This window comes from Bradyrhizobium sp. USDA 3256 (assembly GCF_054058275.1).
Map to the genome: position 1 here is coordinate 3,157,049 of NZ_JBSSAE010000002.1, position 25,765 is coordinate 3,182,813.

Genomic DNA, 25,765 nt, shown 5'->3' on the forward strand with positions numbered 1-25,765 from the left:
GAGGGCCGTTATCCGACGGGTTGATCGGGCACCGGCGACACGCAATAAGCAGCCGCATGAATCTTCCCAATCATTTCGAGCTGCTGGCAACCGACGGCGCCGCCCGCACCGGGCGCCTGACCACGCCGCACGGCCTCGTGCGGACGCCCGCCTTCATGCCAGTCGGCACCGCGGGCGCGATGAAGGGCATGCATTGGCGCGAGGTGCGCGATGCCGGCGCCGATATCGTGCTCGGCAACACCTATCACCTGATGCTGCGTCCCGGCGCCGAGCGCATTGCCGGGCTTGGCGGCCTGCAGCGCTTCACCGGCTGGGGCGGCCCGATGTTGACGGATTCCGGCGGCTTCCAGGTGATGTCGCTGTCGGAGCTGCGCAAGGTGACCGAGAAGGCCGTGACCTTCCGCTCGCATATCGACGGCACCAAGGTCGAGCTGTCGCCGGAGCGCTCGATCGAGGTGCAGCGGCTGCTCGGCTCCGACATCGCCATGCAGATGGACGAATGCGTGCGGTTGCCGGCGGAACGCGCCGACATCGAGCGCGCGATGCAGCTGTCGCTGCGCTGGGCCGAGCGCTCCAAGCGCGCGTTTGAAGCGGCGCCCGACGGCTACATGCTGTTCGGCATCGTGCAGGGCGGCGACGTCCCGGATCTGCGACACGCCAGCGCGCGCGGGCTGACTGGCATCGGCTTTCACGGTTACGCGATCGGAGGCCTCGCGGTCGGCGAGCCGCAGGCGGTCATGCTGGCGATGATCGAAGAGACCGCGCCGGCGCTCCCGGTCGATCGGCCGCGTTATCTGATGGGCGTCGGCACGCCGGAGGACATCCTCGAGGCGGTGGCGCGCGGCGTCGACATGTTCGACTGTGTGATGCCGACACGGAACGGACGCCACGGCATGGCGTTCACCCGCTTCGGGCAGATCAACCTGCGCAACGCCCGGCACGTCGACGATCCGCGTCCGCTCGATGAAGAAAGCCCGTGGCCGGCGGCGAACGGCTATTCGCGCGCCTATCTGCATCACCTGGTGCGGTCGGGCGAAACACTTGGGGCAATGCTGCTGTCCGAAATCAACGTCGCCTATTACCAGCAGCTGATGCAGGGCATCCGCGATGCGGTGGCGAACGGCACGTTCGAGGACTTCAGAACGAAAACGCGCGCCGGTTGGGCGCGCGGTGACATCGCTCCAAGATGAGCTGTGTGATCAGTTGCACACGATCGGTTTCACCGCGTGTTTGGTAACGAACCCGTAACCGCAATTGTCGCAGGTCCAGAGATAGCTGATCAGATTGTCGAACAGGTACGCGGACGCTTCCGCCGCCACCATGGAGTCCGCACACACCGGACAGGTCGGCAAATCGCAGCCGCGCGGATCGGGCCTGGACGCTGTGGTCGACAGAACTTCAGCGAGAGCTGGCATGTGACCTCCTTTGCGTTCTGAGCTGCACCTGACGAAAGTATATAAACCCATTTGTTTGACCTTGTCGCAACACAAATGCGTAGGTTTTACGTTATTTGCGCAGGTTCTATTTTGCGATGCAACGAATTCGCATTGCGGCGGTTTCTCACTTGCGCGCCATGGTGCGCTGCTTCTAATGAGACAAGACCGCATATTCCCAGCACATCCGCTACAGGAGCCGCTTGATGGACGCGCCGTCGACAACGAGTGCAGTGCAACCCGGACGCGGCCGCGTCTTTGACTCCATCGTCGATGCGATCGGCTCCACGCCGATCGTGCGGCTGCGCAGATTGCCGCAGGCGGCTGGCGTCAACGCGACGATCCTCGCCAAGCTGGAATACTTCAATCCGGCGGCCAGCGTGAAAGACCGCATCGGCGCGGCGATGATCGTGGCGATGGAGAAGGCCGGCATCATCAACGCCGACACCGTGCTGATCGAGCCGACCTCGGGCAACACCGGGATTGCGCTTGCCTATGTCGCGGCCTCGCGCGGCTATCGGCTCAAGCTCGTCATGCCGGAATCGATGTCGATCGAGCGACGGCGGATGCTGGCCTTTCTCGGTGCGGAGATTGTGCTGACCCCGGCCGCGCAGGGCATGAAGGGCTCGATCGCGACCGCAGAAGAATTGGTGCGCACGACGCCCAACGCTGTCATGCCGCAGCAGTTCAAGAACCTCGCCAATCCCGAGATCCATCGCCGCACCACCGCCGAGGAGATCTGGAACGACACCGGCGGCAACATCGATTACTTCGTCGCCGGCGTTGGCACCGGCGGCACCATCACGGGCGTTGGCCAGGTGCTGAAGCCGCGCAAGCCGTCATTGCGCGTCGTCGCGGTGGAGCCGGAAGAGAGCCCGGTGCTGTCGGGCGGCCAGCACACGCCGCACAAGATCCAGGGCATCGGTGCGGGCTTCATCCCTGAGATCCTCGACCGCTCCGTGATCGACGAGATCGTCAAGGTCAACAGCGCGACCGCGATCGAGACCGCGCGCGAACTGGCGCGCAATGAAGGCATCCCCGGCGGTATCTCGTCGGGTGCCGCGATCGCTGCCGCCTTGCAGATCGGCAAGCGGCCGGAAGCGGCCGGCAAAACCATTCTGGCGATTGTGCCGTCGTTCTCGGAGCGCTATCTCTCGACGGTACTGTTTGAAGGAATCTGAGACACAGGAATCCAGCATATGGCTGACCAGCCGAGGCGACCGCGAACCCTGAACGATGCCCGCAGCGAAGCCGAGGCGGCGTTCAAGCGCGCCACCACCAAGGTCGCGGACGCGGTGCCAAAGACCGTCGCTGTCCCCGGCGTCCGCGAGCAGGTCACGCTGAGGATTGATCAGGACGTGCTGGCGTATTTCCAGGAGGGCGGCCCCGGCTGGCAGGACCGCATCAACGCGGCGTTGCGCAAGGCCGCCGGAAAGTAACACGCTTTCGAAACCAGGAGGCCGGGACGATCCCCGGGCTTTTTGGCGGGCGGGGCGCGGCCGCGCTGGCTGCGGCGCGAGCGTCACCTCCCGCGCGCCGGCTTCCTTGCGGTCGGTTTCAGGTTCATGAGGTTGCCGGCCAGGATCATGGCCGCGCCGAGCACGGTGTAGACATCGAGCCTTTCGGCATAGATCAGCCAGCCGGCGATCGCCGTCAGCGGCACGCGGACGAAATCCATCGGGATCACGACAGTGGCGTCGGCGTGGAGCAGGGCGCGTGCCATGCAATAGTGCGAGAACGTGCCGCAGAACGCGATCACGGCGAGCCAGCCCCAGGTTGAGAGCGGCGGCCAGGTCCAGACGTAGAGCGCAGGCCCGATGCTCGCGAGCGATTGCACCGCGAGCATCCAGAACATGATCGTCAGCGTCTGCTCGGTCCGCGTCAGCGACTTGACCACGGCGACCGAGATGCCGAAGCCGACCGCCGCGGCGAGCGCGATCAGCTGGCCCGGATTGATCGCGCCGGCCGCCGGCCGCACGATCACGAACACGCCGACCAGGCCAAGCACGATCGCGACGATCTTCCACCGCGTCATCCGCTCGCCGAGAAAGCTCGCCGCAAGGATCGCGGTCCAGATCGGCATCGTGAACTCGATCGCGACCACCTGGCCGATCGGGATCAATGTCAGCGCAAAGAACCAGCCGAGCTGCGCGCAGAAATGGATCAGGTTGCGCGCGATATGGACGTGCACCCGTGCCGTCTTCACGATCGCAAACCCGCCATTCATGTGGATCAGCGGATAGAGCATCGCGAAGCCGAGCACGCCGCGAACGGCCATCAGCTGGAAGACGTTGACCTCGCGCGTCGCCTCGCGGCCGGCCACCGCCACGATCAGCATCAGCGCGAGCCAGCCGGACATCCACAATGCTGCGCGGGTTTTTGAGGGCGTGCGATCCATGACGAGGAACGAACCGAGGAGGGGTGCCCGGTATCGGCGAGCTGCCATGAATTTGCAACGCGCAATTCTGCCTGCGCGGTGATGCGTCAACCATGTGATCTCTGCTAAGCAGGTCGGCAAAATCAAATCAGGAGGATCTGTTCATGCGTGTCTTGCAACCGGCCGAATGGTCGAAACCCCGCGGCTTCTCGCACGGTGTCGCGTTCGACGCGCCCGGCAGGTGGATCGTGCTGGCGGGGCAGACTGGCGGCGACGAGAAGGGCGACTACGCCCCCGAGATGGCCGCCCAGGTCGGCACCGCGTTGAAGCGCATCATCAAGCTGTTGAACGAAGCCGGCGCCGGCCCCGAGCACATCGTCCGCTTGACCTGGTACCTGACCAGCCGCAGCGAGTATGAGGCCGCGGGCGCCGGTATTGGCGCGGCGTGGAAGGAGACGCTCGGGCGCAATTTCCCGCCGTCGACGTTGCTCTATATCGGCGGGCTGGTCGATCAGCGCGCCAAGGTCGAGATCGAGGTCACCGCATTCGTGCCTGCGGCATAGCATCGCTGGGGCGTACGCGAGGAATTGCCGCTCAGCCAAACAAAAAGCCCTCGGGGATGACCCGAGGGCTTTCCACGTTGGAGCGCGGATCGATTACTTCGACAGCGTGATGCTGGCGCCGCGGAACTGGCTGTCGGCCCTGATCGTGACCGCCTGCTTGTTGCCGGTGGTGCGCATCGAGATATCGGCGTTGAAGCCGGGAGCACTGGCAATGACCTGGAAGTTGCCGCCGCCACCGCGACCCTGCAACGAGCCGCTGACATTGCGGCTGGACTCGCTCCAATTGCCGCTGACCACGCTGCCTTCGGCCTGCACATCGGCCGCCAGGTTGAACTTATAGGCGTCGCTTGCGCAGGTGAGGATCATGGTCATCCGGGGCCCGCCGACGTGATACGTCGCCCGGCAGCGGATGCGCTCGCTGGAGCCGTCGTCCAGCGTGACCGAGCCGGCGCCCGACCAGGTGCCCGCCATGCCGGCGAACGGGCCGGACTGGGCATGGCCCGTGGTGCTTGCGAGTGCGGCCACAAAAAATGCGGCGGCTGCAAATGCTGGCCGCCGCGCGATGGCAAAGAAACTTGATAGGCTGGTGATCTTACTGACGGGATGCTTCCCATCGGCCGCTGCACGGTACGCCAGCTGATGCCCCATTCCACTTCCCCGATCCGGAGTTGCCACTGAGTTGTCCGTTCGCATATGCACCATTGATCGAGACTCGCACAAGTCCCCCGCTGCCGACGGTGCCGGAGATCGCCGCGCCCTGTGCCGAGATCTTTCCTTCAGCGACGGTCACGGTCGAGCTCTGCGACGGTTCGCAGCTGCCGGTCTTGGTGACGACGGTGACGTTCCAAAGCCCGTCATAAGGCTGCTGAGCGGACACGGGAGCAGCGGTGAGGGCGGCAGCCGAAGCGACCGAAGTGACCAAAATCAGGTCGCGAATGCGGATCGAACGCATGAATCAAATCCCTGTAATTTCGTGTGATGACGCGGCTTATCCTGTCACAATGTGTTCAAAATTTGCTGCGTCGCGGGAGTCCCCAAATGTTCCTGTGAACTCAAACACATCACGGTGAATTCGGTTCCGGATCAGGAACGGAAAATCCGAGCATGGTTTTTTCGAACAAGGTACTCCCATACTCTAGCTCGGGTTAGTGTTTGCCAAGGCTCAGATTCGGCGCCTTGGTCGCAAACTGCTCATCCTGGACCTTGGCCGGCAGCGAGCCGTTGACCTTGCCGTAGTCGATGACCTGGGCGAGCAGACGCAAACCGAGCGGCGCCAGCGCGCGCTCCCACAGCTCGCGGGCGGTCTCGCCTTTCTTGACGAACACCCAGTCCTGCGCGGCGATCGCGCCGGCGTCCATGCGGTCGGCGAGGTGATAGATGCTGCCGCCGGCGATCGGATCGCCTTCCTTGATGGTCCATTCTACCGCCGCGATGCCGCGGTGGCGCGGCAGCAGCGACGGGTGGTATCCGATGCCGCCGAGCCTGGACGCGGCAAGCGCCTCTCTGCTGACCCGGGCGTGGCTATGGGCGGTCACGATCAGGTCGGTGTCCGGCGCAATCTCGGCGGCCGTCACCAGCTTTGGATCGGCCTGCACAACGACTTCGATGCCGGCCGCCCTGGCTGCTGCCGCCAGCCGGTCCTCGCCGTCATGGACGACCACCCTGACCAGCGTGACGTGGTGCTCACGCAGCATGTTCAGGGTCGTCACGCCGAAATGGCGGGAACCGACAAGGGTAATGCGCATGGGGATCTATTCCGTGGGGTTTACTCGGGGATTGCTCGGGCCGCCGCTATGCCGATAGCACACCGCGGCGGCCTGTTTCGCTGTCTTGCCGCTTATCAACAGGACGGCCGGGTGGCAAATGTCAGGCCGCCGGCTGCTTGCTGGCCAGAACCTTGTCGATGCGCCGGCCGTCGAGGTCGACGATCTCGAATTCCCAGCCCTGCGCGGCGGTTTTCGCGCCGACATCGGGGATCGCGCCGAATTCATGCAGCAGGAAGCCGGCCGCGGTCTGGTACGGCCGCGGCGAGGGCAGCGTGATGCCGAGCAGTTCGCTGAATTCCAGCGCCGGCATCCAGCCCGAGATCAGATAGGAGCCGTCGGCGCGCCGGACATAGGCAGGCTCGGCCGGGCCTTCCTCGGTGTGGAAGGCGCCGACGATGGCCTCGAGGATGTCGGCGCTGGTGACGACGCCCTGGAAGGTGCCGTACTCGTCGTGGACGAGGCCGATATGTACTCTGGAGTCGCGCAGAATCGCGACCACGTCGCGGGCGTCGACGGTCTCCGGAATGATCGGCGCATCGCGCGTGAGCGCGCGGATGTCGGGCGTCTGGCCCGCGAGGTAGACGTCGAGCACGTCCTTGGCCTGCACGATGCCGAGCGCATGATCGCGGTTGCCGTCGAACACCACGCAGCGCGAGTGACTGCTCTTCTGCAGCGTCGCCAGGATCTCGGCCGCGGGGGCGGCGAGGTCGATCAGGCTGACCTCGTGGCGCGGCGTCATCACCGCGCCGACCGGCAGATCGCCGAGCCGCATCACGCCGGCGATCATCTCCTTTTCGCCGGGCTCGAGCACACCGGCGTTCTCGGCCTCCACCACCAGCGTCTTGATCTCGTCCTCGCTGACGCGGTCCTGTGCATCCTCGCGATGGCCGAGCACCCACAGCAGCAGCTTGCCGGAACGGTCGAGCAGCCACACCAGCGGCAGCGACAGCCGCGCCATCATGGTCATGGCCGGAGCGACCTTGACCGCGATCGACTCGGGATCGCGCAAGGCGATCTGCTTCGGCACCAGTTCGCCAACGATCAGCGAGGCATAGGTGATCACGCCGACGACGAGGCCGACGCCGACCGCGTCCGCGATACTTGCGGACACGCCGAGCTCAAGCAGCCATTGGGTCAGACGCTGGCCAAGCGTTGCGCCGGAGAAGGCGCCGGACAGCACGCCGATCAGCGTGATGCCGATCTGCACCGTGGAGAGGAACTTGCCGGGATCGGAGGCCAGTGCAAGGGCGCGGCGCGAACCGCTGACGCCTCGTTCGACCAGCGCCGCAAGACGCCCCGGACGCGAGGAGACGATCGCGAGCTCCGACATCGACAACAGACCGTTGACGACGATCAAGACCGCCACGATCGCAAGTTCCAGATATAACACGGGAGTCCCTAAACATTGGCGGCGTGGGCCGCTACATGACGCCCAATATAGGCATACCGGAGCGGTTTTGCTGTGCCTTGTCGGGCGTTCCTGCACAAGCAGAGGGTGCGTATGGCCAGCATGCAGCAAGATATCGCGGCATTTTGGCGCGCTGGCATCAGGTCCTAGGCGAGGATCCGCAGCGCCGGCTTGGCGAACCTCCTGCCCGATGAGGCGGGCTGCATCAGCATCCGTTTGGAGGCGGCTTGCAGTTGCACGCGCAAATCGGCGTTGCATTGCTTCATCTGGTTGCGCAGTTCGCGGCGGGAGAAGGCGGTGAGCGAGGGGTCCGCGAGTTGCTGCCAGGCCCTGCGCAGCCATTCCTGCAGTTCGCGAATGTTCTGATCCAGAACCTTCTGATCAAACACGCCGGGCTGGGTCATGCCGCCAAATCCCACGAAGCGATCAGTTGCAAAGTAACCCTGATTCGCGTCGCTTCACCTAGCGCTATGTTGCGCAGGCGCGCTTGCTGCAGGGGAGATCGAAGGCTGCAGGCTTGTTCGTGCCCGCGTCAGCCAGCGTCGCCGGGCCCGGTGCGCAGCAAATCCAGCGCGACCGGCAGCGCGAGGACCAGCGCTGCGAGCATCGAGAGATGACGCGTCTGCGCGGCGGTCAGGCCGAGATCGCATTGGGCGAGATAGGCCAGCATGATCGCGATGTAGGCGGCGACGCAGATTGCGACGGCGATGCTTCCGAAATCGGTCTTGCTGTCGGTCTTATCGTCCACGGCGGCGCCACCTCGTTGCGGGCGCGGCGTAGCGTGGTTCGGCTTCGCCACCTATGAACTGGATCACGGGCGAGGCGCCGCTCCGGCCGAATGGCTTCGTGCGTCGCGACGGGCCAACTGGCGGAGACAAACGTCGCGATCGGCATTCCGCAGCGACGTGGCCGCAGCGACTGAAACTCCAGCCCGGCCTTGGCGACCACCTGCCGCCACCAAGCGGCCTAGCGGGAAGGGTTGCGTTTCGGCTGGCCTTCGCGCGGAAGCTCGACCGGGATGTGGGGCGCGGTGCTCACCACGCGGGGGCTTCCGTCGGAATGGGTCTGGCCGTTGAGCAATGTCTCGAGCACCAAAAAGAATTTTTCAGAAAGCATGGGCGTAGCCCTCGTCGTCCAATGTCCTTGTGTCGCGGCGCGCCGCGGAAAATTCGATCAACAAAATGCGAGTCGCACCGGCATGGCGATGCTGCGGCGCAAGGCCTCCCGCACGCAATCCGGGAGATTACCGGCGCCCACGCCGTCAACCGAGGCTTGCGCGAAATAGTTGCCAGGTTCCTAACGATTGCCGGTGCAGCACGTGATGGCGCTCACCGTTCCTTCAAGGATGCACGTTAATGATAGGGGTATGGATCGTGACCAGGACATCGACGAGGGATTTGGATCGACGCTGCGCCGCAGCTACGGGCGGCTGGCCTGGTGGATCGTCCGACTTAACCGCGTGCTCGAACCGTCGCGCGCGGCCGAACCACCGCGCGCCCTATCGCCGCCGCGGCCGGCCGTTCCGCCACGGCGACCTGTCCCGCCGCGCCCGGAATAGACCTCACCGGAATACCGGCTTCCGCTGTATCGGCCGTGCGGCCGGACTGCTATTCATGCGCCATCCGCGGACTCCTCCGGTCCGCCGTTTTTGACGATGCGGCCGCGCGGCCGCGCAAGCGACGAGGGACGAACGCAATGATTGAGACGGTTGGCATTATCGGCGCCGGGACCATGGGCAACGGCATCGCGCAGATCTGCGCGGCGGCAGGCCTCGGCGTGACCATGGTGGATATCTCCGAGGCGGCGGTCCAGCGCGGCTTGAAGACGGTCGGGAGCAGTCTCGATCGGCTGGTCGCCAAGGAGAAGATGACCGCGGCCGATCGCGACGCGACGCTCGGGCGTATCAATGCGACCACCGACAAGGCCAAGCTCGCCGCCTGCGATCTCGTGATCGAAGCCGCGACCGAGAACGAGGAGCTGAAGGTCAAGATCCTGAAGGATCTCTCTGCGGGACTGAAGCCGAGCGCGCTGGTCGCAACCAACACCTCGTCGATCTCGATCACCCGCCTTGCGGCCTCGACCGATCGTCCCGACCGCTTCATCGGGATGCATTTCTTCAATCCGGTGCCGGTGATGGCGCTGCTCGAATTGATCCGGGGCCTGCAGACCTCGGACGACACCGTCGCCAAGGCCGAAGCGTTCGCCAAGCGGGTCGGCAAGGTGGCGATCACGGCGAAGAACAGCCCCGGCTTTGCGGTGAACCGCATCCTGTGTCCGATGATCAACGAGGCGATCTTCGCGCTGCAGGAAGGCATTGCCACCGCCGAGGAGATCGATGCCGGCATGAAGCTCGGCTGCAACCATCCGATCGGCCCGCTAGCGCTCGCCGATCTGATCGGGCTCGACACGATGCTGTCGGTGATGGAGGTGTTCTATACCGGCTTCAACGACCCCAAATATCGGCCGGCGCCGCTGCTGAAGGAGATGGTCGACGCCGGCCATCTCGGCCGCAAGACCGGGCAGGGGTTCTACAGCTACAGCAAGTGAGGCCGGCGCGCGCCTGACCCCGTAATCATCCGGGATGGATCGCGCGGACAAGGTCGCGTAACGACAAGACCTGATCCGCCACGAGGCGGGGGACATCAGAAACGAGGCCCGGTCTCCTAGGCACACCGGGCCTCGTTTTTTTGTGGGATACCGGGCTCAGTTGGCCGATGCGACCGGCGTGACGCCGGTTTCCTCGGGATCGGCGCCGAACAGGCCGACGAGATACTTGTAGTAGTCCGGCATCTTCTCCTTGAGCGTGGCGCGCGTATAGGGTTCGTGCTCGGAATCCTTGCCGGCCAGGAAGATGCTCGCCGTCACCGCGAAGAACTCCTGCTGGTTCTTCAGTGCATAGGCCTCCTTGGCGAACAGCTCCTTCGACTTGGCCTGGCTGAGGAAGCCCTTGATGCCCTTGTTCTCATAGCCGTTCGGCATCAGCCGGGCGTGATAGGCGTGAAGGAATTCGTGCAGCAGCACCGGGTCCTTCGCGTAACGCATCATGTTCGGACGCATCCTGATGATGCCGATGCCGGAATCGAGCGCAAGCGCGAGCGGATCCGAATTGGTCCATTGCTGCTTGTCGTGATCCCAGATGGTGACGTCGCGCGTCGTGCCGCGGTCCCATTCCGGCGGCGTCAAGCCATAGCAGGCCGCTGCCGCGCCTTCGTCGAGACACGCCATCTCGCTGGCAACGATCGGCACGCGATGGAAGAACTGCAGCACCTTCGGGCTGAAGCCTGCGGTTTCCACGACGTCGAGCTGGCGGCGGACCATGTCGGCGATGCTGGTAACGTCCTTGCGGTCGGCATTCTCGGAGAGATCGAAGACGTAGCCGCGATACTTCTCGACGCTGCTCGGTGCCGCCTCGGACGGCCCCGACATTCGTGGTCCGGCAACGGCCGGCCCGGCCGCAAGTGACAGGATCATTGAAGCAATGAGCGCGCTGCGCATGACTATCCCCCGTGTGACGAGCCTCTCCGGTGTCGTCGTCCATTGAGCCGGGCGGGAGACTAGGGCAGCCGCCTTGCAGCGCGCTTAAGTCGTACATTTCAACCGCGCATCTGCGATTAGGCGTCGGTTAACTACATGCGGAGGGAGGGCCCGGCGGGCAGCGGGTCAGCGGGTCCGGGGGCCGCGAGGGCCGACGACCGATCAGCCGGTCCTCACCGTGCCGCGACCAGGCTTCGAACGATCGTCACAGCTTCTTGAGGCGGTCACCGGAAACCTCGCAGATCCTGCGGGCGTACCTAGATCAGCGGGTGGGAGCCGATGGAGCAAGGAAACACGATCATGCGCAGGACGAATTGGGCAATTCTGGCGTTCGCGGCGCTCGGAACGAGCTGGATTGTCGGTTCCGCGTCGCCTGCGGCGGCCGATCCCTATGAGTATCCCTGGTGCATCCAGGGCCGGCAGGAGGGATATCCCGGCTATTGCGGCTACCAGACCTACCAGCAGTGCCAGGCATCCGCGTCGGGCCGCGACGCCTATTGCGGCATCAATCCGCGCGTCGCGTTCAGCCAGCAGCGGGTGGCGCCGCGGGCATTCCGCTGAGCGGTGCGAGGAGGTCGGGCCAAGCGACCGTCGGGCACGATGGTTGCATAGCTGACGGTCGGATCTTTTTTTTTGCCTTGGAGCGAATATGGGCGAGATCATCAGGTTCATCTCGAAGTCCGAACGCGAGCGCGCGCGGCTGATCCGCGAGGCGCGTGCGAACTATGAGCGCATCTTTCCATCGGCCGATCCGGCTGATGCGCAAGGCGCCGCAGACGAGGGCAGCGGCAGCGAGGCGTCGTCGAAGCCGTAGCGCCGGTAATGCGCGCAAGGGGAGGCGGAGCGGCGATGTGGCAGCGTTTGTGGCAGACTTGGACGATCGACAAGCCGGCCGTGCTTGGCGATTGGCTGTGGCAGATCCTGGTCGTTGAGCTTGCCGCCTTGCTCGATCGGCTGACGTTGCGGAAGCTGATCGCGCTGATCCCGGTTGCGATCGTGATCGGCGCCTATTGGCACCGGATTCCGCTTCCTCCCGAGCTGATGCTGGTTGGCGATGTGCTGGCCTATATCGACATCTTCTCGATGATCTTCCTGATCGGCTTCTTTACCCGCGTTGCAACGGTTGTGGCCGTCGTCAGACAGGCCATCGGTCTCGTCCGCGCCGTGATGCGGCATGTGCCGATGGCGCTGCACAGATTTGGCGTTCGTGACCATCGTGCCAAGGATAGCGCGCGCCGCAGGCGGCTCACGCATGCGAAGACAGATGACGATGGCGCCGCCGGCATGGCAGGCCTGGCTTGGGCCTAGTCGGACGCGATTTGGCGGTGACGAACGCTATCGCGGCTGTCCGGCCTGCTGATCGCCGTCATCCGCCTCGAGCCGGGCCGGGCTGCGCGCGGAAGCGTCGTCCTGGCTCCGCCGGTGCGAACTGGAGAGGTCGGTCGCACCGTGCTGGGACCGATGAAACGCGATACCCATCTGGAAACTCCAGACGCCGAACAGCAGCGCGCCTGCCACACAGGCCGCCACGAAAGCCCAATCGCGTTTCCTCATCGGTCCAACAAAGCCAATTCGCTACCGCATCAACCGCGTGCGTTCCAGGGCTCGCCAAGCGAGACCGGCGCATTGTGAGACGATTGCACGCGCTTGTCGATCCGCGCAGCTCACCTCGCATCGGTCACGCAGCGGTGATCATCAAATCATGCGTCCAGAAACACTCCGACCAGATTGCTCGGCCCCCGCAACAAACTTGCCAAACTTTCACTAGGGCGCTGGCGCACTGAGTTCGAAAATGCAGGACCCGATCGGACGATTCGCCAATGACCGAACTTGAGGAGCTCAGATATTTCGAGCATCAGTGCCTGGAGATGGCGGAGCAATCCACGCTGCCGGATGCCCGCCGCGCGCTCCAGATCCTGGCGCGCAACTACGCCGCCGCGGCCGAAATCGTCGAACGGCGCGCGCAATCCGCCAACACTGCGCTCGCGCAGCTGTTTCGATGCTTGAGGCTGTGACCGGTTGAGGGCGTGACGAGGCCGCCGCGCGCGCCGGTCACGACGATCGATCCCGTTGGCGGCGCGGATGCGGTCTGCCCGTAACGCAGCCGGCTTCAGGACGCCTCGGTCCACCGTCGTCCGCATCGAAGTGCTTGAACACATCGGGCGACGCTGCCATCAGATTGCGCGATCTCGGCGGCATGGCGCCGTCGGTAGTCGGAAGGCGAGGTGCTGCGATGTTCTCGCTGACTTTTCTGGGAACGTCGGCAAGCGTGCCGTCTCCCGAGCGCAACCACCCGGGCATCCTTGTCGAGGCAGCCGGCAGTCGTATTCTGGTCGATTGCGGCGAGGGAACGCAGCGCCAGCTGCTGCGGAGTGGCGCCGGCTTTCGACGGCTTGATCATCTGCTGTTGACTCACGGGCATTTCGATCATGTGCTCGGCATCCCCGGGCTGTTTTCGACCCTCCGGTTGCGGCAAAGTTCGGATGCGATGACGATTCATGCCGGACCCGGTACGCTCGATGTCGTCGTCCGCATGCTGGCGGGGCTGTGGGGCGAGGGCAGAGCGCCGATCCCGCTTGATCTGGTGCCGTTGAGCGAGGGACGAGTCCTCGACGCCGGCGAATTCACCATCGATTGCTTTCCGGTCCGCCACCGGGATACGGACAGCTTCGCCTTCTCCTTTCAGAGCGCGGTGCGCCGGCATCTGCTCCCGGACCGGCTTCTGGCGCTGCGCGTGCCTGATGGGCCGGTTCGTCGGGAGCTGGCGGAGGGGCGGCAGGTGAAGCTGGACGATGGTCGCACCATCGATCCGGAGCAGGTGCTTGGCTCGGCCCAGGGGCGAAAGAAGCTCGTCATTGTCGGTGATGCTGAAACAACCGACGGGCTGGCCGAACACGCCAGGGACGCCGACGTGCTGGTGATCGAAGCGACGTTTCTCGAGCGCGACGCGGCTATCGCGCGCGACTACGGACACTTGACGGCCAGCGAAGCCGCCGCGTTCGCGGCGCGGAGCGGGGTCAAGCAGCTCGTGCTCACCCACATCTCCGGCCGCTACCCGGATGAGGACATTCTGGCGGAGGCGACGAGAATTTTCCCGAACAGCCGGATAGCCATCGACTTCGATCGCATCGCGATCTGAGTGCAGCGGCCTCCACCCCGGCGAAGGAACGCTGTCGAGGGTGTCTGTGAAAGCGTGCCGGTGCCGTGCCAGCAACGCTTCATTAACCCGACTCACGCAACGTCGTTCTAGGCCGTCTGGATGGGCCGCTAGCAGAAGGCCGCCACGAGTGACTACGTGGCGGCCTTTCGCGTCTCACAGTGCCAAGGGAGACGACCGATGGACTACGGCGCCTTCACCGACGCCAGCCTGAAGATGATGTACGAAGCCGTCCGCGGTGCGCTCAAAGCCGACGACGAATTCGAGGCGGCCGGCGAAGAGCCAAAATTCCGGGTCCGCGCGACGCCCGAGTGGAAGCGGCATGCCGGCAGCCTCGAGGCCGAGATGCTGAAGCGAGGGCTCCAGCTCGACATCATCGACTGGACAGGCGGCCAGGGCGAACTGCCGTTATCTTGACGGCCGAACTCCAGCAGCGTTCCGAATGTTCGCTCCAAATTGTGCGCTGAACGGCGCGCTTGCGCCGTCATGCCTCGCGCTCCACCCGCCTCGGCGCGAGGCGACCTTTCTGGCGCGGGCGGCTTTCGATGTGCCTTGAGCTGTTCCCCGATCGTTCCCTTTCAACGACGACGCTGGCCCGATCAGAACGTGCAGTGGCCAAAGCTGAATCCCGCACGGGCCTAATTTGCTCCATCGATGCGCCGCCATTTTGCCGCGCCTCGTTCGCTTTGCCCAACTCTGTTCATATACCTTACGAGGTAACACAGATGTCATCTGTTCGCGGTTTGTGTCGCCACCAATCGGGGTACTCGATCCAGCTTTGCCTACGGCTCGGGCTTCAGGGCGTCCGTCAATGCCTGCTTGATGTGTTCGGCCTGTTCCTTCGTCAGCTTCTCGGCGAAGTGGCCGTCTTTCTTCAACTGCGCTGGCCCCTTGAGCTCGCGATCATAAACCATCCAGTCGGTGCTTCCTCTCCGAACGACAAACCTTGACTGTAGGGGCGCTGCGTATCTCAACGATGCCTCCCAATGAATCCAGCTGCTCGTCTCCAAAAGACACATCCGGCGGCAGCTTGTTCCGAACCGGGACACTGAAATTTCCTGCGCCACCTAAAGAGCAAGGCTCATGCCGGAATACACGCGCCGCCAACCGGTCCGGAGAACCGCAGGCAGGCTCGACGCAGGCGACGCCGAACGTGGACTGCGACAGGGAGAGCAACGGGCCGTTGGCGTCCGAATGCGTCTGGTCCGAGCATTGGGATTGCAGTTCTGACCGTCCCGAAAAATTGCGCCGCCGGGCCCGAAATGAGTTGTCCCGGCGGCGCCCTGTTCTTCCAGCCTCTGGGCCCTGAAATCCCCAGCGCCGAAAACCTACTAAAGATCACGCCGAACAACTGTGGCTTGGTTCACACAAAATTAAGAAGAAGAGCCGGCGCCAGGGCCCGGGCCGGCTTCCAAACACCACGAGAGCGATGTCACTGCCGCACGGAAATTTCGCGAATGTTTGGGAGGCTGACTACTTGGCTCAAATGTATGAGCGGCCCGAGACATAGGCGACAGTCCGTACCGGACACATGGGTTACACTTTCCGCTTCCGTTCTGCGGGAGGTGTGGTTGCCGCGCAAAGCGAGTTCGGTGATGGAAGAGCGCCTTAGCTTTGTCGCCCGTCTGCTGGACGGGGAGGCCATGACGGACGTCTGCCGGGAGTGATGCTGTGGCTCCACCGTGTCCTACGAGTTGTTCGGCGATATTCCAGCAGGTGACCCGTAGGCATCGTGATCAGCGATTACGCTGCAACTTCCGTCCTCTCGGAAGAACAGGCCACTGCCTGCGACTTCCTTCCACCAACCCCGGCCAGTCCGAGATCGACGCATACTCACCACGCCAAAGCGCCACGCGCTCATATCACCCTGGAATGGCTGCTCGGAGAACAAATCTTGATATCCCGGCACAGGCCAGGTGTGATCCAGCACGTCCCACTCCGCGAGATTGCCTTCAAGCCAGGCATCGAAGTGATCCCTGATTTTCGTTCCTGGAGGATTCGGAAACAGAGCATTGATGTAGGCTGTTCCGTCCGCATCCAACCTCGTGGGAAGAGCCTCGACGACCCTCCGCAGAAGCTCAGTGCCTTCTATTCCACCGCTCCAAAAATTATCGCTCGCCTTGGCGGCAGTGTCCGGTGCGTAAGGAGGGTTACATACCAGCAGATCACATGTCCCGTCGATCGAATCGAAGAGATCGCTTGTAACGAAATCGATGTTGCTCTTTTCGTTTAGCGCTGCATTGAAGTTGGAGAATGCGATGGCGCGTGGACTGACGTCTGCGCCCACGACTGTCGCAGAATGGTCGCTTGCCAGAATAGCGTGCACTCCGGAGCCTGTTCCGAGATCAATGGCGCGCCTGCGGGGGATCCTCTTCACAAAGCCGCCGAGCATAAAGCTCTCTCCCCACAACCACATGACTTGATTGATTGCGGTATTCTTCTCTGCTTGGTCGGTGACCAGGTATTTCCCGTAACATGGGAACAAACAGAAGTTCGACTGCAACAAGTCGCCGTTTTTTTCGGCCAATCTCATTTCGAGGGCCACATCGACAAAGAACGACGAAATCTGCTTCGCGATAACGTCTGCGCTCACCTGCTGGCCATCGATGAAGAGCGTAATGAGATTGTCGATCGGATCGCTCTTCCGAGGAGTCCAGGACATTCGCATTCTTTGCCAGAAATTGACGCCGAGGCGAGGAAGGACCTCAAGACGTTCGGCACAGCTTGCGAGGTCGTAACCGCAACTCCGGAGCTCTTTAACGAAGCGGCTCATGCGTTCACGCCGTGCCGGGACTGTCGGCAGCGGAACTTCCCTGGAAACTGTCGGCAGGAGCGCTCTCGTCCCGTCCTCGCGCTCGACCGGCAGGGAGTCGGCCGGACCGCTCTTCAGCGTCTCCGCCTGCCGAAGCCAGGCGAGCAGTTCTTGCTTTCGGTCGGCCAGTGTCGCGCGTAACTCTGCGTCAAGCGCGCCAGCGGGGGCGCTGCACTTGAGGCGGTCCCCTTCGACCCATATTCTGACGTTCCGCTCGCGGAGAACCGATAGAAGCGTGGCCGTTTCCATTTGAGATCGTCCTCGGGTGCTTCGCCTTGGAATGGGCGCCCGACCTTGGAGGAGCCGGGCGGATGCCATCCCAAGCTTCTTTCGGCACCTGGTCAATCATCCGCATGGCGAGAACACCCGACGCCGTCGGCTTGAAATGCATGCCGGCGGCGCCGACCTAGCCCCAGGAAGAAGTGCAAATTCCCGATGGATATTGCGACGTGCGAAACGCCAAGGGCTCGTGGCCCTAGCCCCACTAGATGAGGTACTCCGAATGTATCGGACAGCCCAGGCGAACAGATCTTTCCCAGACGGGAGCGTCCGCGCGAACGTCCCGCTCTCGTGATATTCAAGCCAGCTTTTTCCGATTGCATGTTGGAGCCCAGTCCACTTGGCCGGCATTGCCTTGTCCCGGTAGAGCATGGGGGCGTTGATCTTCTCGATGTAGATTCGGCCGCCCCGGATCGGCTCGAATGCTCTCGCGTGCTCCATCAAGCGTCGGGCGGCTTTGCCTGCACCGCAAGCGGATCAACATCTCCACCGTGCTGGCCGGCCAACAACTCGGCATCAAGGAAGTCGACGACGGCATTTTGCTCGTCAGCTTCATGCACGATGATTTGGGATACTTCGACCTGGAGCAGAAAACCTTGCAACCCCTCGACAACCCGTTCGGCACGAGGCTGTCACCCATGTCTTAGGTACGACCTGTTACCCATGTCGCCGGGCTGGACAAAGAATTTGTTTGGTGAGCGCGGAGGGACTCGAACCCTCGACCCCATGATTAAAAGTCACGTGCTCTACCGCCTGAGCTACGCGCTCACTCACCTGAACAATAGATCCGGACGCCAGCGGTGAACCGCTCCGGATCGTGCTCCAGCCCGCGCTGTGTAGGGGGCAGGGCCCATCGGGTCAATAGCCGAGGGGCGCTCAATTGTGCACCGGCGCGCCGGATTTGCCGTTCCGGCGCCTGTGGTTAGGGCCGTTTCTTGAAGTCGGCCAAATCCGGCGCTAGTTGTCGCGGCGGATTTCCGAGCCGACCGGCTGCGACGGGGCGGCGACCGAGGGCAGGCTGACCGGGCGCAATCCGATCAGTTCCGCGGTACGGATCGCGCTGTTGCGCCAGAATGCGAACTCGTTGATCCGCGAATTTTCCAGGATTGCGATGGAGACCGCCGCCAGGAATGGCAGGCTCTGCAACACCAGGACGCCGGCGAAGATGTAGATCTCGCGCACCTGCTTGTAACCGTTGGTGACGACCAGCACGACGGCGCCGATCAGCAGCAACACCCCGATCACGGCTTCCCAGAACGCCTGGAACTCGATCGACATCCGCGACAGGCCTCCCTTGGAGGTGCGGGCGAACGCGAGATGCTCGGTGATCAGGCCCTGCGCCACCGCGCGTGACACCGTCCACTGTACGCTCATCGCCGCGATCATGGCTCCTAACATCTGGCCGGCCTTGATGTTCACGCGCAGCCGGTAGAGCGCGACGAAATGCACCAGCGAGACGATGAAGGAGGCGATGATCGGCAGCGTCAGAATCTTGTCGGGGATCGCGATGTCGGCGAAGGCGACGATCGGCACCCAGATCAGATTGAGGATCGCAACCACGACGCCGAGACTTTCGGCGCCGAGCCAGTTGAGCCAACCCAGCGAGAACTCGCGGCGCTGATCGGGCGTCAGCCGGCTGGCGCCGGGCAGGAAGCGCCGCCAGTGCTTCTTGACGATCTGGAAGCCGCCATAGGCCCAGCGATGGCGCTGCTTCTTGAAGGCCTCGTAGGTGTCGGGCAGCAGGCCTTCGCCGTAACGCACATTGGTGTAGTGCGTGAGCCAGCCCTGCTGCTGGATCGAGAGGCCGAGATCGGTGTCCTCGCAGATCGTGTCAGAGGACCAGCCGCCGGCCTTGTCCATCGCGGCGCGGCGGATCAGGCACATCGTGCCGTGCACGATGATGGCGTTGAACTCGTTGCGCTGGACCATGCCGATGTCGAAGAACCCGGCATATTCGCCGTTCATGATGTAGTGCATCAGCGAGCGATCGCCGTCGCGATGCTCCTGCGGCGCCTGCACGAGGCCGACGCGCGGATCGGCGAACGCCGGCACGAGATCCTTCAGCCAGTCCGGATGCACGACGTAGTCGGCGTCGATGATGCCGATGATCTCGGCATCCGCCGCGGTGCGGTCCATCGCGATGCGCAGCGCGCCGGCCTTGAAGCCCTGCACCTTCTCGGCATTGATGAACTTGAAGCGCTCGCCGAGCAGCCGGCAGTGATCCTGGATCGGCCGCCAGAAGTCGGGATCGGGCGTGTTGTTGATGATGCAGACGCACTCGAAGTTCGGATAGTCGAGCCGCGACACCGCATCGAGCGTCTGCTTGAGCATCTCGACCGGCTCGAAATAGGCCGGGATGTGGATCGAGACCTTCGGAAACTTCACGTTCTCGCCGATTGTGGCGGGCGCGAGCGGCGCGCTTTTGCCGATCAGCCGGCGCGGGCCGCGGCCGAACGCGACCGCAGCGATCTCCTCGATCCGGGCCATCGCGATCAGGACCAGCGGAACCAGCAGCACCAGGCCGAGGCTGAGCGCGAAGGCCGAGCCCCAGACGAAGTAGTGCGTGGTCCAGTACGAGAACACGGTCGCGACCCACGCGCCAACGCCGTTGGCGGCCGCCGACAAGAGCAGCGCCTGCATCACGGTCGGCTGGTCCAGCCGCAGGATCGGCAGCGACATGAACAGGCCGACCAGGACGGCGACCAGCGCAATCTTCCAGTAGTTCAGATCGGTGACCGGTCCGGTCCAGGCGAATTTCGCCTCGCGGTCGGCATTGAGGATGCCCCAGTAGGGACCGACGCCGCCTTCGAAGAACTTCCAGGGCTGATCGATGGCTTCGACGATGTTGTAGTCCATGCCGATGGCTTCGGCGCGGGTGACGAAGTTGCGCAGCACCGTGGCCTGCTGGAACGGACCGGGCTCGGCGCTGCGCAGATTGTAGCCTTGGCTCGGCCAGCCGAATTCGGCGATCAGGATGCGCTTGCCGGGGAAGGAGTCGCGCAGCAGGTTGTAGCGGTCGACCGCCTGGTCCACCGCCTGCTTGTCAGTGAAGTTTTCCCAATAGGGCAGCACGTGCGCGGCGATGAAATCGGCGGAATTGGCGAGTTGCGGATGGTCGCGCCAGATGTTCCAGATTTCACCGGTCGTGACGGGGACGTTGACCGACTTCTTGACCCGCTGGATCACCTTGATCAGCCGGTGCACGTTGTTTTCGGCGACTGCCCACTTGATCGCTTCAGCGCGCTTGCTCAAGCCGCTGCTGCCGTTCTCATCCGGCTGCATTTCGGCGTCGTGAAGACGCTGCGCTTCCTCGCGAAGAATCCTCTCGGACTCCTCGGGCGGCACGCCGATCTCCGGAACCGAACCGAGGTTTTCCAGCGGCACCTGCTCGCCGCGGAACACGGTTTCGTTGCCGACCACGATGCCGATGACGTTGCTGTTGCGCTTGGCCAGGTTGATCGCAGCTTCGATCTCGCGGTTGTTGCGGTTGGCGTCCTTGTCGATCCACGCGCCGACGGTGACCTTCATGCCGAACTCGGCGGCGACCGGCGGCACCAGCTCATTGCCTTCGGTCGACGAATAGAGGCGGACCGCTTTGGTGAGTGTGGAGAGCTTCTTCAGGTCGGCGCGCACCTTCTCGGTGTCGGCGGCAACGTCTGCGACGGTGTGGCCTGACTCGAACGGAGCGTAGGACAGGCTCGGCAGCGTGCCACGGAAATCGGGCGCCGACTGCCTCTCCTGGAAGAGACCCCACAGGGCGGCGTGGGCGGCGGTGACAAGCAACAGGACGGCGACGACGGCGCGCATCGCGGTTAAACCATACGGGGCCTGAGATTGAGGACTAAGCGAACCCGTCCCCTAGGTTCGACCAACACGACAGCGGAGGGAAAGATATCTCCGCCATCCGATTTAACAACTGGTGTGCCGCGATGGCGTTTTAAGGGCGCAAGCCGTTCCAGCCGCGAAAAAAATCGCGGTCGGACCCCGTCGCGGGATACGGCTATTTCGACGCCGGCGCAGGTGCCGCCGACGGGGTCGGTGCAGGCGAAGGCGACGCTGCCGGTGCCGGTGCGGCGGTGCCGGCCGCCGCCGGCGCCGGGGTGGGAGCAGCGGGCCGCCGCCGCAGCCTGGGGCTGCGCGCCCGGATTGATCCAGCAGGCGTGGATGCGGCCGTCGAGGCTGCCGCGCACCTTGTCGTCGATCTGGGCGCCGAACCGGGTCAGGCAGCGGAACGTCGCTTGGACGTGGCCGCCAGGGCAGCCGAACCGGTCGTAGAGGTCGAGATGGCGGAACGCGGTGTCGAGATCGTCGTTCCACATCAGGCGGACGACGCGCCGGCCGAGCCAGACGCATTCCGGGTTGCCGGCCGGGCCGTTGATGGCCTGCTGGGCCTCGACGAATTCCTCGACCTTGCGCTGGTTGGCTTCCCGTGCGGCATTTGCGTTGGCGTCGGGCTGTCCAGGCTGCTGTTTGGCCTGATCCGGCGGATTCGGCGTGCCGCTCTGGGCGAACGCGCCGCCGGCCCCAATGAGGAGCGCAAGGCCCGTGACAAGGCCCGTTACGGCAAGATGGCGCAAACTAGTGTTCTTCAACTCAAGCAGCCGTCGACGCATGTATTCCCCGATAATGTTCCTGCCCCCGCGGGATCATCCTAACGGCTCGCGTGATGCCGTCCAAATAGGTCTCCAGTGCGGCGGAGACTCTGGCGAAATCTGATGACTGGAATTTGGTATTTTGTCCAGCAAACTCACAACTTTATCGACCCAGCGCAAAACTGTCGCAGGACAACCATGGTATTGACCTAATCCCGCTCTTGGCAGATGGGCTGTGACCGGCTAATTCGACGGTCCCCCGGAGGATGGAACCGATTTCGCTTCGTACGCCGCTGGCGCTTCTCCTGATCTCGTTCGCCGTGATTGCATCCGTGTGGTGGTGGCTCGCCACGCCGATTACGCTCGTGCGCGCGCCGATCGATCCCGCTGCAAAGCTGCAATGCGTGTCCTATACGCCGTTCCGCGGCGCGCAGACGCCGCTGGATCCCACCACGCAGATTCCAGTCGAGCAGATCGAGCAGGATCTGACCGATCTCGCCAAGGTCACCGACTGCGTGCGCACCTATTCGATCGAGAGCGGCCTCGACCAGGTCCCTGGCGTTGCGGCCAAGGTCGGGCTGAAGGTGATGCAGGGCATCTGGCTCAGCAGCAACCGCTTCAAGAATTTGCAGCAGATCGCGATCGCGGTCCGGCTCGCCAAGGAGTATCCTGGCGTCGTCACCTCGCTGATCGTCGGCAACGAGGTGTTGCTGCGCGGCGAGATGACCGCCACCGATCTTGCCGGCAACATCCGCGCGGTGAAGGCGGCGGCGGGCAATCTTCCTGTCACCTATGCCGACGTCTGGGAATACTGGGTGAAGAACCGCGAGATTTATGACGCGGTCGATTTCGTCACCATTCACATCCTGCCGTATTGGGAGGACATCCCGGTCAAGGCGAAGTACGCCGCGGCGCATGTCGACGATATCCGCAAGCGGATGGCGGTGACATTCCCGGGCAAGGAGATCCTGATCGGCGAGACCGGCTGGCCGAGCCAGGGGCGGATGCGGGAGGGCGCATTGCCGTCGCGCACCAACCAGGCGCGGGTGGTGTCCGAGATCCTCGACCTCGCCAAGCGCGAGGGCTTTCGGGTCAACCTGATCGAGGCCTACGACCAGCCCTGGAAGCGCAAGCTCGAGGGCACCGTCGGCGGCAATTGGGGCCTGTTCGATTCGATCAAGCGGCAGGTGAAGTATCCGCCCGGCGTTGCTATCACGAACTATCCGGACTGGAAGCTACAGATGGCGGGCGGCATGGCGCTGTCCGTCGCCACATTCCTCGCGGCCTGGCTGACGCTGCGCCGCCGGCCGTGGACGCCGCGGCCGTCGGCCTGGATCGCGGTCGCCATTTCGGCGACGACGGCGGGGGCGCTGCTCGGGATTGCCGGCGACAAGATGTATTACGAGAGCTACGGCGTCGGCGGCTGGCTGCATTGGGGCGCGCTGCTCGCGGCGGGCATTGCCGCGCCACTGCTGACGGCGCATGCGCTGATCGCCGGGCGGTCGCTGCCGACCTTCCTGGAACTGGTCGGGCCGCGCGACTATCGCGGCAAGGGCGTGATCGGCGCGGTGTTGGCGATTGTGCTGATCATCACCACCGTGATTGCTGCCGAAACCGCGCTCGGCTTCACCTTCGATCCGCGCTACCGCGATTTCCCGTATGCCTCGCTGACCATGGCGGTGGTGCCATTCGCGCTGCTGACCATGCTCAATCGCCCGAAGGAAGGCATCCGGCCGCTCGCGGAATCCGTGTTCGCCGGCCTGCTGGTGATCGCCGCCGGCTACACGATCTACAACGAGGGCACGATCAACTGGCAGTCGGACTGGACCTGCGTGATGTACCTCTTGCTCGCCGCTACGCTGTGGCGGGCGCGGGCCGCGCAAAACCCAGGATGAACAGCCCGATCGCGAGCCCCGACAGCACGACATTGTAGAGCACGATCCCGAGCCCCGCCGCGATCAAGCCGCCGGTCAGCAGCACGATCGACGGCCGCATCAGGTTGAGCACCGCGATTACCAGCGCGGTGATCCCGAACACCGAGTTCTTGAACAGTACGGTCGACAGCGCGCGAGCCTTGCAGAGCATGGTCTGCGCGCCGGCGTCGCAGGCCAGCGCAACGGGAGAGAACTCGATTGCCAGATAGCGCACGTAGAGCGCGTAGCCGACGGTGACGAAGCCCACGACCATCAGGAACTGGACCTGATAGGGGGAGAGGCGGAACGGAGGTTTTGTCATCGCGGCACTATGGTCGGGATCGGGTTGCGGGACAAGCTCGGTCGGAGCATCGAAATCGGTTGAAAATCCGGCCACAATCCCTTGGCCAACATGATTATTGGCTGTTCCGCCGGAATATCGAGGAGATCGTGGTCGGCTCCGGCTTCTTGTCCTCGGCGACCGGCTGCTGCTGTGGCGGCGATGGTGGTGCGGCGGCGCGCTTCGGCACGGCCCGCCGATGCGATGGCGCCGGCTTGGCTCCGGCGGGCGGCTCGTTGAGGGCCAGCCGCTGGCCGTCATAGATCGCCGTCTCGCAGGTCCGCTGCACCAGGCTGAGGCCCGCGCAGATCCTGGCGGCGGTGCCGGCGTCGTTCAGCGGTCCAGCCACCAGGCGCAACTGCATGCCGAGCCCGTTGCTGTTCTCCTTGATCACGATGATCGGCCGCAGCGCCGCCAGCGGCGCGTTGGCCTTCGACTTCAACAGGCCGCGCCACAGCGCGCGCAGTCCATTGACCGAATTGGCCGTGCCGAGATCGACGCCGAACTCGGTGCGGTGGATCTGTGCCTGCGGCGCATCGTCCTCGGCGTCCGGATCCGCTGTGATCACCAGCGGCGGCATCGGTGCGGTGGTGACATCGTTGGCGGTCGGCGGCTTGACCGCTTCGGTTGCCTTGTTCGCCGCAGGATCGAGCGATGCCAGGACCGGCTTGTCGGCAAGCGGCTTGTTATCCGCGACCGGCGCCGGCGCTGCGGGGGAATCCTCGGCGCTGGCCGCGGCGGCGCTCATCGGACTGGCGATCGATGCGGCCGTGGCGGAATTCGGCGCCGAATTGTCGGAGACTAGCGGCTTCTCCGCGACGGCCTGCGGCTTGGCGGCCGCGGGCGCCGGTTTCTTGTCGGCCGTTGCCGGCTTTTCGGCCGCCGCAACCGGCTTCTCGATCGGCCCAGTCGCCTTGCTGTCGCCGGCTGCGGGCAGCTTGTCGATCGCCGCCGGCTTGTCCAACGCGACCGGCGGCGTTGTTGCGACGGCGGCAACGGTTGGCGCGGAGGCGGCGGGGGACGAACTGGCGGTTCCGGGCGAGGGCGCCGCTGCCAAGGGCGATGGTGCCGACGGCTGCCTCGCGATCGCGCCGGTCACGGAGTCGAGACCCTGCTCCAGCGTGGTGACGCGCGAATACAGCCGGTCGCGGTCGCCGTTGAGCGTATCGATCGCGGACGCGAGCCGGCGCGTCTCGTTGTGGCTCTCCTTCGCCAGCGTCTGCAGCTGCTGGGCCTGTCGCGCGAGGTCCGCTGCGGCGACCTGGTCGCGCCGCAGCGACAACGCCGACTGGTTGGCCATCACCGCGACGGTGACGGCGCCGACCGCGGCAACGCCCCACGAGCCGAGCCGCCACAGCATGCGGCGATCCAGAGCATCCTCCTCGGCCAAAAAGCCGGTGGTGCCCTCGGTGTCGAATTCCGCCGCCAGATTGTCGCGATCTTTGGCCAAAGCCCGCTTGGCCCTCCTCAAGGCCCGCCGAATCACGAGGCAAAGATTAACAGGAAATGGACCGGGAACTTGAATCCGGAGCGCCACGGAGGCGAATCGGTTTCTTCTGCCGGGGAAAACAATTAAAGACGGCCTCGAAGA

Annotated in this window: 30 protein-coding genes, 1 tRNA gene and 1 pseudogene; 14 read left to right on the plus strand and 18 right to left on the minus strand. The window is 64.2% G+C overall.

The window, feature by feature from the left end:
- The first annotated feature begins 56 nt into the window (after window positions 1-56).
- Window positions 57-1,190, plus strand: a complete 1,134-nt coding sequence (gene tgt / locus ACVWY5_RS16450; protein WP_028332088.1) for a tRNA guanosine(34) transglycosylase Tgt — start codon at window positions 57-59, stop codon at window positions 1,188-1,190.
- 9 nt (window positions 1,191-1,199) lie between these two features.
- On the opposite strand, the gene ACVWY5_RS16455 is transcribed toward tgt, so the two are convergent.
- Window positions 1,200-1,415 (minus strand): hypothetical protein, encoded by a 216-nt coding sequence (locus ACVWY5_RS16455; RefSeq protein ID WP_028332087.1) that lies wholly within the window; start codon window positions 1,413-1,415, stop codon window positions 1,200-1,202.
- 224 nt (window positions 1,416-1,639) lie between these two features.
- Here ACVWY5_RS16455 and cysK point away from each other — a divergent pair, with 224 nt between their 5' ends.
- Complete coding sequence (gene cysK, locus ACVWY5_RS16460; protein ID WP_028332086.1) at window positions 1,640-2,614, plus strand: cysteine synthase A; 975 nt, start codon at window positions 1,640-1,642, stop codon at window positions 2,612-2,614.
- 18 nt (window positions 2,615-2,632) lie between these two features.
- Entirely contained in the window at window positions 2,633-2,872 is a 240-nt protein-coding gene (locus ACVWY5_RS16465; RefSeq protein ID WP_021081279.1) for a BrnA antitoxin family protein, read from the plus strand.
- Between the two features lie 83 nt (window positions 2,873-2,955).
- Here the strand turns inward: ACVWY5_RS16465 and ACVWY5_RS16470 are convergent, their stop codons facing one another.
- On the minus strand, window positions 2,956-3,831 hold the full coding sequence (locus ACVWY5_RS16470) for a DMT family transporter (RefSeq protein WP_028332085.1): 876 nt from the start codon (window positions 3,829-3,831) through the stop codon (window positions 2,956-2,958).
- 143 nt (window positions 3,832-3,974) lie between these two features.
- Here ACVWY5_RS16470 and ACVWY5_RS16475 point away from each other — a divergent pair, with 143 nt between their 5' ends.
- Window positions 3,975-4,373 carry a RidA family protein gene (locus ACVWY5_RS16475; protein WP_028332084.1) on the plus strand — a complete coding sequence of 133 codons (399 nt, stop codon included), beginning with the start codon at window positions 3,975-3,977 and terminating at the stop codon, window positions 4,371-4,373.
- A gap of 93 nt (window positions 4,374-4,466) precedes the next feature.
- Here ACVWY5_RS16475 and ACVWY5_RS16480 read toward each other — a convergent pair whose 3' ends face one another.
- The 7 genes from ACVWY5_RS16480 to ACVWY5_RS16510 all read right to left on the minus strand — a co-directional run bounded on the left by ACVWY5_RS16480 (window position 4,467) and on the right by ACVWY5_RS16510 (window position 8,663).
- Window positions 4,467-5,021 carry a hypothetical protein gene (locus tag ACVWY5_RS16480; protein WP_028332083.1) on the minus strand — a complete coding sequence of 185 codons (555 nt, stop codon included), beginning with the start codon at window positions 5,019-5,021 and terminating at the stop codon, window positions 4,467-4,469.
- Window positions 4,966-5,325: a hypothetical protein gene (locus ACVWY5_RS16485; RefSeq protein ID WP_076828571.1), complete on the minus strand. Its 360-nt coding sequence runs from the start codon at window positions 5,323-5,325 to the stop codon at window positions 4,966-4,968. The genes ACVWY5_RS16480 and ACVWY5_RS16485 overlap by 56 nt, the downstream gene beginning before the upstream one ends.
- Before the next feature lie 193 nt (window positions 5,326-5,518).
- On the minus strand, window positions 5,519-6,118 hold the full coding sequence (locus tag ACVWY5_RS16490) for a formyltransferase family protein (protein ID WP_028332082.1): 600 nt from the start codon (window positions 6,116-6,118) through the stop codon (window positions 5,519-5,521).
- Between the two features lie 121 nt (window positions 6,119-6,239).
- On the minus strand, window positions 6,240-7,529 hold the full coding sequence (locus ACVWY5_RS16495; RefSeq protein ID WP_028332081.1) for a hemolysin family protein: 1,290 nt from the start codon (window positions 7,527-7,529) through the stop codon (window positions 6,240-6,242).
- A 164-nt stretch (window positions 7,530-7,693) separates the two neighbouring features.
- Window positions 7,694-7,951, minus strand: a complete 258-nt coding sequence (locus ACVWY5_RS16500) for a hypothetical protein (RefSeq protein WP_028332080.1) — start codon at window positions 7,949-7,951, stop codon at window positions 7,694-7,696.
- A 128-nt stretch (window positions 7,952-8,079) separates the two neighbouring features.
- Window positions 8,080-8,295 (minus strand): hypothetical protein, encoded by a 216-nt coding sequence (locus ACVWY5_RS16505; RefSeq protein WP_028332079.1) that lies wholly within the window; start codon window positions 8,293-8,295, stop codon window positions 8,080-8,082.
- Window positions 8,296-8,513: 218 nt separating this feature from the next.
- Window positions 8,514-8,663 carry a hypothetical protein gene (locus tag ACVWY5_RS16510; protein ID WP_321177264.1) on the minus strand — a complete coding sequence of 50 codons (150 nt, stop codon included), beginning with the start codon at window positions 8,661-8,663 and terminating at the stop codon, window positions 8,514-8,516.
- A gap of 250 nt (window positions 8,664-8,913) precedes the next feature.
- Between ACVWY5_RS16510 and ACVWY5_RS16515 the strand changes: the two genes are divergently transcribed.
- Together ACVWY5_RS16515 and ACVWY5_RS16520 are read left to right on the plus strand one after the other, a co-directional pair.
- Window positions 8,914-9,105 carry a hypothetical protein gene (locus ACVWY5_RS16515; protein WP_157348719.1) on the plus strand — a complete coding sequence of 64 codons (192 nt, stop codon included), beginning with the start codon at window positions 8,914-8,916 and terminating at the stop codon, window positions 9,103-9,105.
- A 137-nt stretch (window positions 9,106-9,242) separates the two neighbouring features.
- Window positions 9,243-10,094 (plus strand): 3-hydroxybutyryl-CoA dehydrogenase, encoded by an 852-nt coding sequence (locus tag ACVWY5_RS16520; RefSeq protein ID WP_028332078.1) that lies wholly within the window; start codon window positions 9,243-9,245, stop codon window positions 10,092-10,094.
- A 156-nt stretch (window positions 10,095-10,250) separates the two neighbouring features.
- Here the strand turns inward: ACVWY5_RS16520 and ACVWY5_RS16525 are convergent, their stop codons facing one another.
- Window positions 10,251-11,042 carry a hypothetical protein gene (locus ACVWY5_RS16525; RefSeq protein WP_028332077.1) on the minus strand — a complete coding sequence of 264 codons (792 nt, stop codon included), beginning with the start codon at window positions 11,040-11,042 and terminating at the stop codon, window positions 10,251-10,253.
- A 339-nt stretch (window positions 11,043-11,381) separates the two neighbouring features.
- Between ACVWY5_RS16525 and ACVWY5_RS16530 the strand changes: the two genes are divergently transcribed.
- The 3 genes from ACVWY5_RS16530 to ACVWY5_RS16540 all read left to right on the plus strand — a co-directional run bounded on the left by ACVWY5_RS16530 (window position 11,382) and on the right by ACVWY5_RS16540 (window position 12,389).
- On the plus strand, window positions 11,382-11,642 hold the full coding sequence (locus ACVWY5_RS16530; protein WP_028332076.1) for a DUF3551 domain-containing protein: 261 nt from the start codon (window positions 11,382-11,384) through the stop codon (window positions 11,640-11,642).
- An 88-nt stretch (window positions 11,643-11,730) separates the two neighbouring features.
- Window positions 11,731-11,895 (plus strand): hypothetical protein, encoded by a 165-nt coding sequence (locus ACVWY5_RS16535; protein WP_016846117.1) that lies wholly within the window; start codon window positions 11,731-11,733, stop codon window positions 11,893-11,895.
- Window positions 11,896-11,930: 35 nt separating this feature from the next.
- Complete coding sequence (locus tag ACVWY5_RS16540) at window positions 11,931-12,389, plus strand: hypothetical protein (protein WP_028332075.1); 459 nt, start codon at window positions 11,931-11,933, stop codon at window positions 12,387-12,389.
- A gap of 27 nt (window positions 12,390-12,416) precedes the next feature.
- Here the strand turns inward: ACVWY5_RS16540 and ACVWY5_RS16545 are convergent, their stop codons facing one another.
- Window positions 12,417-12,635, minus strand: a complete 219-nt coding sequence (locus ACVWY5_RS16545; protein WP_028332074.1) for a hypothetical protein — start codon at window positions 12,633-12,635, stop codon at window positions 12,417-12,419.
- 266 nt (window positions 12,636-12,901) lie between these two features.
- Between ACVWY5_RS16545 and ACVWY5_RS16550 the strand changes: the two genes are divergently transcribed.
- From ACVWY5_RS16550 to ACVWY5_RS16560, 3 genes are all read left to right on the plus strand, one after another.
- Window positions 12,902-13,096, plus strand: a complete 195-nt coding sequence (locus ACVWY5_RS16550) for a hypothetical protein (RefSeq protein WP_016846119.1) — start codon at window positions 12,902-12,904, stop codon at window positions 13,094-13,096.
- Window positions 13,097-13,314: 218 nt separating this feature from the next.
- The gene (locus tag ACVWY5_RS16555; RefSeq protein WP_028332073.1) at window positions 13,315-14,220 is read left to right on the plus strand and encodes a ribonuclease Z; all 906 of its coding nucleotides are present in this window, start codon (window positions 13,315-13,317) and stop codon (window positions 14,218-14,220) included.
- A gap of 198 nt (window positions 14,221-14,418) precedes the next feature.
- On the plus strand, window positions 14,419-14,655 hold the full coding sequence (locus tag ACVWY5_RS16560) for a hypothetical protein (RefSeq protein ID WP_028332072.1): 237 nt from the start codon (window positions 14,419-14,421) through the stop codon (window positions 14,653-14,655).
- A 365-nt stretch (window positions 14,656-15,020) separates the two neighbouring features.
- Here the strand turns inward: ACVWY5_RS16560 and ACVWY5_RS16565 are convergent, their stop codons facing one another.
- Both ACVWY5_RS16565 and ACVWY5_RS16570 read right to left on the minus strand, forming a co-directional pair.
- On the minus strand, window positions 15,021-15,152 hold the full coding sequence (locus tag ACVWY5_RS16565) for a hypothetical protein (RefSeq protein ID WP_256438746.1): 132 nt from the start codon (window positions 15,150-15,152) through the stop codon (window positions 15,021-15,023).
- A 773-nt stretch (window positions 15,153-15,925) separates the two neighbouring features.
- Window positions 15,926-17,299 carry a N5-glutamine methyltransferase family protein gene (locus tag ACVWY5_RS16570; protein ID WP_028332070.1) on the minus strand — a complete coding sequence of 458 codons (1,374 nt, stop codon included), beginning with the start codon at window positions 17,297-17,299 and terminating at the stop codon, window positions 15,926-15,928.
- Between the two features lie 470 nt (window positions 17,300-17,769).
- Here ACVWY5_RS16570 and ACVWY5_RS16575 point away from each other — a divergent pair.
- Window positions 17,770-17,976 (plus strand): annotated as a pseudogene (locus ACVWY5_RS16575) (hypothetical protein); the annotation flags it as partial.
- Window positions 17,977-18,021: 45 nt separating this feature from the next.
- On the opposite strand, the gene ACVWY5_RS16580 reads toward ACVWY5_RS16575, so the two are convergent.
- The 3 genes from ACVWY5_RS16580 to ACVWY5_RS16590 form a co-directional block, all read right to left on the minus strand.
- Window positions 18,022-18,097: transfer RNA gene (locus ACVWY5_RS16580), tRNA-Lys, on the minus strand.
- Window positions 18,098-18,286: 189 nt separating this feature from the next.
- Window positions 18,287-21,136: a glycosyltransferase gene (locus ACVWY5_RS16585; RefSeq protein ID WP_028332068.1), complete on the minus strand. Its 2,850-nt coding sequence runs from the start codon at window positions 21,134-21,136 to the stop codon at window positions 18,287-18,289.
- A gap of 5 nt (window positions 21,137-21,141) precedes the next feature.
- Entirely contained in the window at window positions 21,142-21,942 is an 801-nt protein-coding gene (locus tag ACVWY5_RS16590; protein ID WP_456671679.1) for a beta-1-3, beta-1-6-glucan biosynthesis protein, read from the minus strand.
- A 245-nt stretch (window positions 21,943-22,187) separates the two neighbouring features.
- On the opposite strand from ACVWY5_RS16590, the gene ACVWY5_RS16595 reads away from it, so the two are divergent.
- Window positions 22,188-23,816, plus strand: a complete 1,629-nt coding sequence (locus ACVWY5_RS16595) for a glycoside hydrolase family 17 protein (protein WP_028332066.1) — start codon at window positions 22,188-22,190, stop codon at window positions 23,814-23,816.
- On the opposite strand, the gene ACVWY5_RS16600 is transcribed toward ACVWY5_RS16595, so the two are convergent.
- Window positions 23,776-24,156 carry a hypothetical protein gene (locus ACVWY5_RS16600; RefSeq protein WP_028332065.1) on the minus strand — a complete coding sequence of 127 codons (381 nt, stop codon included), beginning with the start codon at window positions 24,154-24,156 and terminating at the stop codon, window positions 23,776-23,778. The two genes, ACVWY5_RS16595 and ACVWY5_RS16600, sit on opposite strands and share 41 nt — an antisense overlap.
- Before the next feature lie 94 nt (window positions 24,157-24,250).
- A complete protein-coding gene (locus ACVWY5_RS16605) occupies window positions 24,251-25,624 on the minus strand; it encodes a hypothetical protein (RefSeq protein ID WP_028332064.1) in 1,374 nt (457 codons plus the stop codon).
- Window positions 25,625-25,765: the final 141 nt, after the last annotated feature.